At 43.2% G+C, this 12,715-nt stretch carries 9 protein-coding genes; 1 reads left to right on the forward strand and 8 read right to left on the reverse strand.

The features are described 5' to 3' along the window. The 7 genes from V7L20_RS32920 to V7L20_RS30710 form a co-directional block, all read right to left on the reverse strand. Positions 1-73, reverse strand: a 73-nt coding sequence (locus V7L20_RS32920) for a transposase-like zinc-binding domain-containing protein (protein ID WP_442943554.1), incomplete at its 3' end; no start/stop codon positions are given. Between the two features lie 3 nt (positions 74-76). Then, complete coding sequence (locus tag V7L20_RS30685) at positions 77-1,093, reverse strand: ABC transporter ATP-binding protein (protein WP_334747698.1); 1,017 nt, start codon at positions 1,091-1,093, stop codon at positions 77-79. Positions 1,094-1,904: 811 nt separating this feature from the next. Beyond that, positions 1,905-4,580 (reverse strand): TonB-dependent siderophore receptor, encoded by a 2,676-nt coding sequence (locus tag V7L20_RS30690; RefSeq protein ID WP_334747699.1) that lies wholly within the window; start codon positions 4,578-4,580, stop codon positions 1,905-1,907. Between the two features lie 121 nt (positions 4,581-4,701). Further along, positions 4,702-5,703: a helix-turn-helix domain-containing protein gene (locus V7L20_RS30695; RefSeq protein WP_334747700.1), complete on the reverse strand. Its 1,002-nt coding sequence runs from the start codon at positions 5,701-5,703 to the stop codon at positions 4,702-4,704. A gap of 364 nt (positions 5,704-6,067) precedes the next feature. Then, on the reverse strand, positions 6,068-7,156 hold the full coding sequence (locus V7L20_RS30700; protein ID WP_334747701.1) for an iron ABC transporter permease: 1,089 nt from the start codon (positions 7,154-7,156) through the stop codon (positions 6,068-6,070). A gap of 48 nt (positions 7,157-7,204) precedes the next feature. Next, positions 7,205-7,516, reverse strand: a complete 312-nt coding sequence (locus V7L20_RS30705) for a hypothetical protein (RefSeq protein ID WP_334747702.1) — start codon at positions 7,514-7,516, stop codon at positions 7,205-7,207. Positions 7,517-7,634: 118 nt separating this feature from the next. Continuing rightward, positions 7,635-8,870 (reverse strand): ABC transporter substrate-binding protein, encoded by a 1,236-nt coding sequence (locus tag V7L20_RS30710; protein ID WP_334747703.1) that lies wholly within the window; start codon positions 8,868-8,870, stop codon positions 7,635-7,637. A 411-nt stretch (positions 8,871-9,281) separates the two neighbouring features. On the opposite strand from V7L20_RS30710, the gene V7L20_RS30715 reads away from it, so the two are divergent. Continuing rightward, the gene (locus V7L20_RS30715) at positions 9,282-9,908 is read left to right on the forward strand and encodes a PepSY-associated TM helix domain-containing protein (RefSeq protein ID WP_442943662.1); all 627 of its coding nucleotides are present in this window, start codon (positions 9,282-9,284) and stop codon (positions 9,906-9,908) included. Between the two features lie 20 nt (positions 9,909-9,928). Here the strand turns inward: V7L20_RS30715 and katG are convergent, their stop codons facing one another. Then, a complete protein-coding gene (gene katG / locus V7L20_RS30720) occupies positions 9,929-12,211 on the reverse strand; it encodes a catalase/peroxidase HPI (protein WP_334747705.1) in 2,283 nt (760 codons plus the stop codon). Positions 12,212-12,715: the final 504 nt, after the last annotated feature.

The following is a 12,715-nucleotide window of genomic DNA, read 5'->3' on the forward strand; positions in this document are numbered from 1 at the left end:
AGATGTAATTCTGTTTACCACGACGATGCCCGTTCTTACGGACATGATTAGATGCACAATTAGGACAGTTCATCCCTTAATTATGCAACGCCAAAAGTTTTATCAATTCATACAATGAATGATAAGTATAAACAGTATTGTTGTTTATAATTTGCCACGAAACTTGTTTGGAGTTTGATATTACTTCTACTGAGATTGGTAAGCTATTTCTGCTTTGATGAACTTGAAATCCTACACGTTCTAAAGCACGAATAGTCCATACAGTTGCAATTCCCTCACCTATAACATTAATTTCTCCATTGTGGGATGTATGGAGATGAAATTCTCCAGAAGCAATATCAAACTCTACACCTTCACTACGGAAAGTATCAGTAAACGCACCACTCAACACTAAATCTTCCGGTGCGCCAACGTGTAAAAGACCATTAGTTGATAATAGCCAAACTTTATCTGCAAGGCGCAAAGCTAAATCTAAATCGTGAGTAGAAAGAAGTATCGCTTGATTGGTTTCCCGTCCTAGCTGACGCAACAATTGCATAATTTCTACTCGTCGCGGTAAATCGAGAAACGCTGTTGGCTCATCCAGTAACATGACAATAGCTGACTGAGCTAAAGCACGAGCAATCATAATTTTTTGACGTTCACCGTCGCTGAGTTCGCTAACTTGGCGTTGTGCTAAGTGTACTGCTCCTACAGATTTGATTGCCCAATTTACTATAGCTTCATCTTCAGGTGTCAAATTTCCCCACCAGTCAGTGTAAGGATATCGTCCCAAACTCACCAAGGTGTAGGCTGATAGCATTCCGACATCAACTTTCTCGGTAAGTACCAAACTCAAACGTTTGGCTAGGTTCTGTGGTTGTAAATGATAGATGTTTTCGCCTGAGAGTCGCACTTCACCCGCGATTGGTGGTTGCATTCCGGCAAGCGATCGCAGTAATGTAGATTTACCCGCACCATTAGGGCCAAGTAAACAAACCAGTTCTCCCGCTAAAAGAGACACAGAAATATCCGACGCAACGCACCGAACAGTTTTCCCAGATGTCTTGTAACCAATAGTCAAGTTGTGAGTTGTCAGAATTGCATTACTCATTATAAAAATAATACACTCGATCAATTCATAGCGGATTAACCTTAGAAATCGCAAGCGATGCCGAAGGCAACGTTTGAGAATGCGTAGGTGTAGCCTGCCTTCGCCATCGCTTATATGATATAAATAATAAATATTTTCAATAACTTCATTGCCAAAGAGTTTCTAGATGAAGTTAAGCATCCAGCCGGAAAACATCTTGGATGCAATCGCGCTCCAGAGTCGAAAAGAACTGCAACCTTTTCTCTTATGTAAAATCTTGTAGTCTGCCCGAATTCAATAAACGATTGCCCGAATTCAATAAACGATTGCCCGAATTCAATAAACGATTGCCCGAATTCAATAAACGATTGCCCGAATTCAATAAACGATTGCCCGAATTCAATAAACGACTGCCCGAATTCAATAAACGACTGCCCGAATTCAATAAACGACTGCCCGAATTCAATAAACGACTATAAAAACTTCGCAAATTTGCTTTTATATCATGTCCGGTGAATCACTTATGATTACCGTATCTGTGCAAAAATTGGAAAAGCCTTTTTCCCCCTGCTCCCTGCCCCCAGCAAGAACTGCGCTCTAAATGATAAGTCTTTAGCCGGACATGATATTATTTAACACCGAAGCAATCGCCCAATTCATACTTGCATCAAGTTAAAAAATTACCAGAATCATTGAACAAGCTTTGCTAAAAGCGATCACTATTTAACACTAGAGGAATAAGCACAAATGTTAGTGGGGAGATGAACATTGAGGTGAAAACTGCATTCTTCGCTTGTTGAGCCGAGTTCGCCGTCCATTCCCCGAAATGACCTTAAAACTCCCACCGAATCGTGCCCTGCACCGTGAACGGCTCACCATAAAAATTGCCGACTTTATAATCGGAAGCTTCAAGATAAGTGACATCGAACAGATTTCTAAAATTGAGTCCAGCACGGAAGCGATCGCGCTTGTAAAAAATCGCTGCATCTGTCCGTAGATAGCTAGGGAGTTGATAGCTATTGTCCAAATCGCCTTGCCGCTCTCCCGTAAAAAAGAAGCCCAAGCTAACTCCAAAGCCTTTCATCGAACCACGCTGAATTTCATAACTTGTCCAAAAGTTAAGCGCATTTTCAGGCACATTAGCTAATCGATTACCCACAGGAATTGTGTTGTCTTCAGTGACTTGGGCGTTAGTATAGGCATAGCCTGCAATGATGTTCCATCCCGGCAGAATTTCACCTTGAACGCTCAGTTCAATCCCTCGGCTGCGCTGCTCACCCGTTTGAATGGAAAAGTTAGAATTATTTGGATCATTCGTCAAGACCCCGGTACGGGTCAAGTCGTAGAACGATAGAGTTGCCGAAAGCTGACTATTTAAATCTGCCTTGGCCCCGACTTCATATTGAGTGCTGCGCTCAGGTTCAAACACGTCACCCTCAAAATTTCTACCAGTGACTGGGGTAAATGAGCGATTGTAGTTGGCATACAGAGAAATGGGACCAATCGGCTGATAGACAATACCAACACGGGGACTAAACGCATTTCCCGATTGCTCAGTTCTCGTATCTGTTATAAAATCCTCGGTGGTTTGCTTGAACAAATCAAACCGCCCGCCCAGTAGTAATTTGAGGTTCTCTGCCAGCTTCACCTGGTCTTGAACATAAATCCCTAGAGTGTCTGTTGAATTGTCTTGAACAAACAAGGGGGTATAAGGTCCAGCAGCAGGCTGCCCATACACGGGGTTGAACAAGTCTAGGGGGGGAGTAGGTGCACTCAAGAGATTATCTCTTCGTTCGTATCTACCCAAATCGGTTCCCAAGGTGATCTGGTGACCAATTGAACCTGTTGAAAATCTGCCAGTTAGATTAACGTTCAGGTCATAAGTATTTGTATCATTAGCCTCATCAAAAAGTAACCCACTTAAGATTCGATTATCGGCATCAAGAGAAAAATTATAACGCTCCCTGTCTGTACTGTTGACTTTGCTCAGTCCCCACTGAAATGCCTGTTGCAACGACCAGTTGTTGCTGAACTGATGCTCTAACCGATAGCCTAATCTGTAAATCTTAAGATATTGAATACTGTTAGGGTCTCCAGCAAAAAAACCTCGCCGGATTTTACCATTGAGGTTTGGCAGTACCGTGCCGACTGCCGGCAAGCCTGAGTCAAAAACCTCGTTTCTATCTGTATACTCACCTTCCAAGGTGATGTGGGTGCGCTGACTAATGTCCCAACTGATGACGGGGGCAATTGTGAATCGCTCCTGGTTATAAAAATCAACGAAACTGTTGCTATTTTGGTAGCCTGCATTGAAGCGATATAACAGGGATTTAGAGTCGTTCAACGGTCCGGATAAATCAATCGCCCCCTGATAGAAGTCATAATTACCAATCGTGGTATCAACAGCATAGAAGGGGTCACGCAGTGGTTGCTTCGTCACAATGTTAATGGTTCCCCCTGGATTGCCTATTCCATACAGTACAGAAGCAGGACCCAAAAGTACTTCAATTCGTTCGATATTGGGAGCGAGTCGTGTGTCTACGCGTCCAGCGTCTCTCAGCCCATTTCTGAGAAAAGTGGCGTCGTTGCCACCAGCGGCCCTGAAACCTCGAATGGAAAACTGGGGAACTTCGCTGGTTGAACCACGGTTTGCAGTTAGTCCAGGAACGTTTCTCAAAGCTTCGTTGAAGCTGGGGGCGTTTTGGTCACGCAGTACTTGTTGAGGGATGACTTGAATCGATTGGGGAATATCGCGCAGGGGGGTGTCGGTTCGCGTGCCCACAGAGCTATTCGGCACACGATAGTTATCTTGCTCACCTGTGACAACTAACTCAATCGGCTCATCACCTTGTGTCGATGGTGTCTGGCTTGCTGGCTTTTCTTGCGTTTGTGGTGTTTGAGGTGGCTGCATTGCAGTTGCTGTAGTTGCTACTGCAAAAACCAACCCTGCATCATCATCAAATAACTCAACTGTTGGTAAAGTCTTTTCACCTACCACTGTCACTCGCACAGTATTTGCATCAATATTCTGTGCTGTTATTTCAGTAATTCCCTCTACTGGTTTTTGAGAACGAAACCTAAAAGCATCGCCCGACAGTAAACGCAATTGCCCACCAGATACATCGACAATAAAATTATTACCACTACTGCGATTTGTGACTTGCAGTTGAGTCCCAACAGGTGTCTCTAAAATCACTTCTACACCTTTAGAGGTGGGATTTGCCTTTACCCCCGTAATTGGTACAATTCCTGATGCCGGCGTTGCTTGTGAGGTTGATGATTGCGAAAGCAATCCACTAGCATTGGTGGCTGGGTGTTCAATCTCGCCCCTTCGCCTAATTTTCCTGTTAGTAGAAGAATCGGCAGTCACTTTAAAACTTTCCCCAGTGTTGAATGCTGTTGGCTGATTCTGCTTCACTTCTGCTTGTACAGATTGTGCCATCAACAACGGCAGAAAAACCATTACTAACAATAGCCAACTATTAGACAGCGATCGCTTAATTCTCATTATTCCTCACACTCTACCAAACAACTCTGATTAAATGACAAGAGTTTTTGATAACGACTGGTGTGTATTTTATAGAGACAATAACCGTCATGTCTAGCTACAAAAAACCGCCACATCATCGCTAAACCGACTTTTTACCCAACTTACACTCGCTGGGTGTAATCCCAAATTGGCGTTTAAATGCAGCAGCAAAATGAACAGGATTTGTGTAACCTAGTAAATTAGCGACTTGTGCCACACTCAGATTACCCTGGTGTAACCATTGTTGGGCTTGTTCCATGCGTTTATTAGTTAAGTAGCCAAATACAGTAGTGCCAAATAATTCTCGAAATCCACGTAAGAGAGTGCGTAGGCGTAGCCCGCCGCAGGCATCGCTCACTCCCACCATTTGCGACAATTCTAGTATTGATGGCGGATTATCTAAACGTGAGAGCAAAATTTCCCTAGCGTAATGAATGCGAGCGATCGTTGTATTTCTTAATTTTGTTGATGGTTGCAATCCAGTTTGTTCGGCTAAGAAAGGGGCAAGTTGCAACGCCATCAACTCTAGCACTTTTGCTTGTAAATACAGACGCTTCGTCATCCCTTGGTAGGGACAGTTGACTATTTGCTGTGCGACTGTTTGGATTGCGATTGTGGTTTTTGGGTAGAGCAATGTCTGCCAATCGTTACCCTTTGCCAAAAAGCGCAACTGGGGAGGAATTTCTCCATTCCCTGTTGGGAAAAAGGTTGCCAATAACTCAGGGGGCATATCTATGCCAACACTCACTTCTGATTGTGAATGCCAAAAAGTCATTTTTGGTTGAATGCCGCCACCAGAAATGAGTGTATATCCTTCTCCTATTTGCCCTCCAAATTCATCTCTAGCTGTTCCTGAAAGGCAAACAGCAAATTGCAAAGGGTGATCGCACTCGCAGTCTTGGAACAGTACATTATCGTAGTATTCGTGGTTATCAATCCCCAACCACACTTGGGGATATACTTCGATATCTCGCACATATCCTTTGCCCAGTTGCTTAGGTACTTGAGAATAAAATTCAAAAGGCTCTGATGATTCTTGCAGGCTGTTTTTGGCAGCTTCTGCCCACCATTCATCCCATTCTGGTATCGGGGTAATAGTCATAATTTACAACTGGTAGATCATCAAAAATTAATACTAATTATTTGCAATAAATTTACCACGATTTCTCACTCATTATTGACAAGCAGAGGCGATCGCCTTTAGATTTGTCAGGTTTGATTATTTGATATTATGTCCGGTGAATCACTTATGATTACCGTATCTGTGCAAAAATTGGAAAAGCCTTTTTCCCCCTGCTCCCTGCCCCCAGCAATAACCGCGCTCTAAATGATAAGTCTTTAGCCGGAAATGATATGATTTGAGGTATAAACGCCCTGTACTAAAACCAATTAGACGCAGATGAGTGGGGTTAAACAAAATGATAACTTACTCCCTGTACCTTTACGTTTCTAAAAGCTAACTTCACTCATGACGGAAAAGATTTTTGAGAATTACGCCGCAGAATTACCCAAGTAACAACAGGAGTACCAATTAAAGCAGTCACAGCATTTAAAGGTAAAACCATCTGACTTACCCAAAGTTGGGAAAACAAATCTGCAAACAATGCTAAAGTTGCACCCATGATTATTACACTAGGGATTAACATCCGATGGTCGGAAGTATTAAAAAGACTGCGACATAAATGGGGAATTGCCACACCTAAAAATGCTATGGGACCACAAAAAGCGGTAATTGCACCTGCTAAGATAGATGCACTAGTAATAATATAAAATCGCGTTTTCTGCACTGTTAAACCTAAACTACGTGCATAAGATTCACCGAGTAAAAGAGCATTCAGAGATTTTGATTGCAACAATGCTCCCAATAAACTCAAAAGTATCACTGGAGTTAACACAACTAACTGTCTCCAAGTCACGCCAGCAAAACTGCCAAAAGTCCACATAATATAACTTTGAATGCGTTCTTTGGAGCTAAATTGCAATAAAATACTCACAATTGCACTAGTAGCATAACCAAACAACAAACCTAAAATTAGCAGCGTCATTGTGTCTTGCAGTCGGCGAGAAACAATTAACATCACCCCTAAAACCGATGCTGCACCCAGACTTGCAGCTATGACTAAACTAAAATCACTAATGATTCCCAAATCTGCTAATAATGTTGGTGTTGTCACACTTGCTGTCAGCACAACTAACGCTACACCTAAACTTGCACCAGAACTAATTCCTAATACAAAAGGCCCTGCTAAAGGATTTCTAAATAAAGTTTGCATTTGCAAGCCACTTACACCTAAAGCTGCACCTGCCAAAGTTGCAGTTAAAGCTTTAGGTAGTCTGAATTTGAGAATAATATTAGCCCATGTTGCTTTTTCTGGTTCTTGTCCGAGCAAAACTTTAACTACTTCATTAATAGGAATATTAACGGAACCTAAAGCTAAATCCAATAAACATGTAAATATTAAACCTATTAGTAAGCTTAAAAAAATACTTAATTTTAGAACTGATGCTTTTTGGTTGATTAGTGAGGATTTTAATAGATATTTTTTGCCTAACATTAGTAAATATCATCCATATTGAAAACTTTAATTTTCCTAAATAACATATTACTGTGCTTTTTCTATATAGATCCTACTTGTGGCGTAGCGAAATCTGTTGTGCACTGTCCAGTTATCACTCAAACGATGCTTTAATGAGTATGCAGTACTAAAAAATGTCCGCTCAATATAGTTGTCTGGTTCATCAACGATGCGATCGCAAGGAATTTTGCCGTTAAGGTTTGGGAACACGGTACCCACGGCGGGGAGTCCTGTTTGAGCATCTTGACATTGCTTAAAATACTGTGTCTGTAGAGTTAGCTTGGTGCGATCGCAGATGCTCATATCATAAAGTGCAGATATCTTTAGAATAATCAACACTAAATATAACTTTCTCATCCGCGAATAAATCTATGATAAGTTTGAGAACTGGGCATATACCGCAAGCTAAAAATGGATTGTGTGAACGGAAGGGAGATTATCGGTGAAAGTTCGAGGTTTAAATAAGTTTCCGGTAATAAAACAATTGATGATTAAATAATATTTTAGGATGGAATATCTTAATTAAGTCCGCTAAAACGATATCTGGATTATTAATACCACCTTCCCAATAATCATTACCTCCACTTTCATTAACACGAGCATTATTATTATAAAGATTGACTGTTTTCATCGCTTTAAAATCACCATAGCGATTATCTTCAGTTAATAAATCTTGTAAACTCTGCCAAGATTGACTAAAATTTAACCAGTAGTCAGCGTTTGCCGCACGATCTAAAACAACTTCAAAAGATAGAGGTAGACTACTAGAAGATTTATCAGCACTCCAGAGATAGTTTGCACCCGCATCAGCAAGATATTTGGCTACATAACTTTTACCACCAGGCATAAACCAAGTACCTTTAAAGTTAAATCCAACGAATACTGTAGGAGGATTTTTTACAGATTTGACTTTTTGAGCTACTTGTTCATATTTACGAGTGATTTCTTTAAATATCTTTTCTGCTTGTTCTTCTTTATTAAAAAATAAAGCAGTAAATTTCAACCATTCACTTCTTCCTAATGGCGTATCTTCCATATATTCAGCATTTATCCCCACTTTCAAACCTGCCTCTGTGAGTTTGGCATAGTTATCAGTTTGGGAATTGCCTGTGCCAAAAGTTGTTACCAAGTCAGGATTTAATTCTAATAATTTCTCTATATCTACATTGGCATTATTACCTATTTGCGCCACTTTACCTGCTTTGATTCTTTCTACCACATCAGGCGTATTCACTTGCTTACTATTACTAACTCCTATCAGCTTATCAACTACTCCTAACTTGGCTAAGTGGGGTAAATGAGTAGTAGATAAAGCAACTATAGAATTCACGGGAACTGTAATTACCTGTGCTTGATTAAATCCCTTTGGTGTGGGAGTTCCACATTGAACTAAAGCATATTGAAACGTTGTTTTCGTATTTTGCCAAGGATTTTTAATGGTGACTATTTTGTAGTGTTTGTGATATTCTATTGTCAAACCTGTAGCATGAGTAATTTTAACTTTATTGGGGAAGTAATCAGTACTTTTATCGTATTTGTGAATACAACTATTATTAGTATTTGTAGATATATTGATTGCTGTGTTATGGCAAGCAATGATTAAAGTGGCAATTAAGAAGAATTGACTCGCGCCTACAGCAATACCAAAAACCAGCTTTTGATCGCGAAAAAGCCGCGCAACTATAGCTATCATCCGTACCTCGCAGATGGTGTGAACAATAAGTTAACCATCGGCGGGCATCCTGACTCAGAGGGATGAGCCTCTTCACAGTTGCTCCCAAGCGCCGGATTTACACCGGACTTTCCCCCTTGCGTCTGATGGCTGCTTCCCATTAGAACCGACCTCTGCATTAGAACATATTTTGCAGCGTGCTATCTGCAAAAGCAATAAATTTTTAACAAGTGTACTTCTTGTACGGGTTGATAGAGTTACAGGCGAAGCAAGCATTAATAGCGATCACCCTTCCTTTGATACTCCAGTCAGGCGATTCTATAAAGATAGAAATTATTCTCATCTAAGCGTTTTTCTGCAACAATCTCCATTTGATTCTAAGTCATAGCTTAGGAACATGATCATGAAATCTAAATCACTCCGAAACATTGCATTTTACACCGCTACCTTGGCTTAGTCGCAGCGTTAGTGCTAATCATTGTCGGCTTGACTGGTTCTTTGTTGGTATTTCAGCGCGAAATTGACGAATTTCTAGTAAGTCAACAATTTGGACAAGTTACTCCTAAAGGCGATCGCCTCCCCATAGAATCCGTACTAGAAACCGTCAAAACTTCCTATGCCAAGCAACCAGACATCAAAATCTCAAGCGTTAACACACTCCCAGACCCCTACTTTCCTTGTAGATTTTGGCTACAAGCCGCAAATAATGAATCTCTCCAAGTTCTCGTCAATCCCTACACGGGTATAATTATGGGTTCTCATAATTGGGACGAGACAATTATCAGCTGGACTTTCAAACTCCACTATCAACTCCTTGCAGGTGAAATCGGCACAATCATTGTCGGCATTGTAGCTTTTATGCTGTTGATTCTTAGCATTACAGGAATTGTGCTGTGGTCTGGTTGGCGCATCCTTTCAGGAGTTGCAGAAACTCGGCATATGTATCAAAAAAGTTCTATGACCTTTAATGGCGGAAAGTATTTTTTTACTGGGAGTGGTCTTGCACCTAGTAGTCTGCCAAGTGTGCCTCATAGTTTGTTTTCTACACCTCAAAATTAATGGGACAGACCACTAGTCTGTTAAGCGCGAACGTCAAAGCGATCAAGCATCATTACCTTGTTCCAGACCGCAACAAAGTCCTTAACCATACGCTCGTGACCGTCATCAGCGCCATAAACTTCAGCAATTTGACGAAGCTCCGCGTTTGAACCGAAGATGAGATCGCAACGTGTCGCGGTGAACTTCGTTTTGCCCGTTTTGCGATCGCAGATGTTAAACAGCATCTCACGATTGTCTATTGGCTTCCACTCATAGTCCATACTGGTCAGAACACGGAAAAAGTCATTGGTCAAAACACCGGGTCGATCAGTGAAGCTACCGTGCTTTGAATAGTCCCAATTCTGATCGAGGGCGCGAAGTCCGCCGACCAGAGCCGTCCACTCAGGCGCAGTCAGCGTCAGAAGCTGCGCCCGATCAAGGAAGATCCGCTCCGGCTTCACTTTATAGCCGACCGCCTCATTGTGATAATTTCTAAAACCGTCCGAAACTGGCTTCAGCCAATTAAACATTTCAACATCTGTCAGTTCCTGAGTCGTATCCATCCGACCCGGAGTAAACGGGACGGTAACAGAAACCCCAGCGTCTTGCGCGGCTTTTTCGACCGCAGCACAGCCACCGAGGACGATTAGGTCTGCGATCGAGATTTTTTTGCTACCCGACTGAGCAGCGTTAAAGTCCGCCTGAATTCCCTCAAGGGTTAATAGTACCTCGCCTAGCTCTTGCGGGCGGTTCATTTCCCAGTCTTTCTGGGGATTGAGGCGAATACGTCCTCCGTTTGCGCCGCCGCGCTTATCAGAATGGCGGTGGCTCGACGCGGCTGACCAAGCGGCTGACACAAGCGCCGAAACAGAGATCCCACTCGCTAAAATCTTATCCTTGAGAGAATTGATATCGGCGACATCAACGACCTCGTGATCCAGTGCTGGAATTGGATCTTGCCAGATCAGATCTTCCTCTGGGATTTCCGGACCAAGATAGCGCGTTTTCGGCCCCATATCTCGATGGATCAGCTTATACCAGGCGCGCGCGAACGCATCGCTGAAGTAATCGAAGTCACCCAAGAAGCGCTGACAGACCTCGTAATAGACCGGATCGACCTTCAAGGCAATGTCCGAAGTCATCATCATTAACGGGTGCTCAACGCCCTGTTGATGGGCATCTGGTGTCTTTGGCGCATCAGGATTGCTCGGCTTCCACTGAATGGCACCTACTGGACTCTTTGTCTGTTCCCAGTCGTACTTAAAAAGATTAGTTAGGTAACTGTTGTCCCACTGGATTGGGTTTGGAGTCCACGATCCTTCGATCCCGTTCGTCATCGTATATTCGGCAAATCCAGTGCCTTCAGGGTTCTGCCACCCCAAACCCATAGCCTGAATCGGCGCGGCTTCCGGCGCTGGACCGATCTTGTCCGGCGAGACCATGCCGTGACTTTTGCCAAAGGCATGACCACCTGCAATCAGCGCGACAGTCTCTTCGTCATTCATGCCCATCCGCGCAAACGTCTCGCGAATGTCTCGCGCTGAGCCATGGGGGTCGCCTTCGCCGTTTGGACCCTCTGGATTGACGTAAATTAGCGCCTGGTGCGAAGCTGCTAGCGGGTTCTCAAGGTCGTAGTATTCCTCATTCGGCTTCCCAACCCACCGAATCGTGCGAGTGACCATCTCATCAGGATGACCTGGGTGTTCTTTGATATCCTCAACCGGATCGCCGTTCCAGAACTCCGGCCCCCAGTATGTCGCGCGGTCTGCCTCCCAGGCATCAATGCGACCGCCACCAAAACCGAAGGTCTTAAACCCCATGATTTCGAGCGCGCAGTTGCCAGTCAGACTCATCAAATCAGCCCAGCTTATTGCCGCACCATATTTCTGCTTGATGGGCCAGAGCAGCCGTCGTGATTTATCTGTGTTCCCATTATCCCACCACGAATTGATTGGTGCAAAGCGTTGCATACCCTGACTCGCTCCGCCCCGACCGTCTGCGATCCGGTAGGTGCCTGCGGCGTGCCACGCCATGCGAATCATCTGAGGTCCATAATTACCATAGTCGGCTGGCCACCAGTCCTGCGAATCGGTCAGCAGCGCTTTGATATCGCTTTTCAACTGTTCAAAGTCAATTTTCGCAAAGGCTCCCTTGTAATCGAAATCTTGCAGCGGATTAGCTTGGGGCAAATTTTGGTGAAGCAGCTCGACCTGAAGTCGGTTTGGCCACCAATCATCAGTTTGTGGCTTGGAGCCGAGCGCACCGCCAATGCGGCTTCCACGGAAAGGACATTGTGCAGGAGTGGTAGGAGGGTTGTTATTCATAAAATCCAGTCTCTTCTAAATACCGTTGCCAAAATAAGAGGATGAAGAGGTAAGGCGTTTCGTAATAGAGTCATTGTCTCTGACAACGACAATTCAAAAACCACTTGCCACCCATGCTTGATATCTTATCATTGTTACAATGCCTCCTGCCGCAGATAAAGGCTACAAAGATGCGTCAAAGGATTGGTGGCAGTTATCGCACTATGCCTTTGATTTTTTCATACAGAAATACCTTGGTAACTTTGTTTTGGCTGTTTTTTCGGAAACATTTCTGGCAAAAGAATGAAGTATATTTGCTGGCAGGATTTAATTTCGAGATGCTAAACAGTTTTGGAGTAGTAAGCATTTTATGAATTTAAGCCAAACTGCCGTAACTAATGCTGCTAATCTAGCATTCTTTATGGTCAATTTATCTTATCATCAACTCTTATACCAATTCTGTATAAAGATGCGCCAAATTATATAAGGAACGAACCGCAAAGGCCGCAAAGGAGAGGCAGCGCG

Origin of the sequence: Nostoc sp. (assembly GCF_036916735.1) — a bacterium.
Classification (GTDB): domain Bacteria; phylum Cyanobacteriota; class Cyanobacteriia; order Cyanobacteriales; family Nostocaceae; genus Nostoc.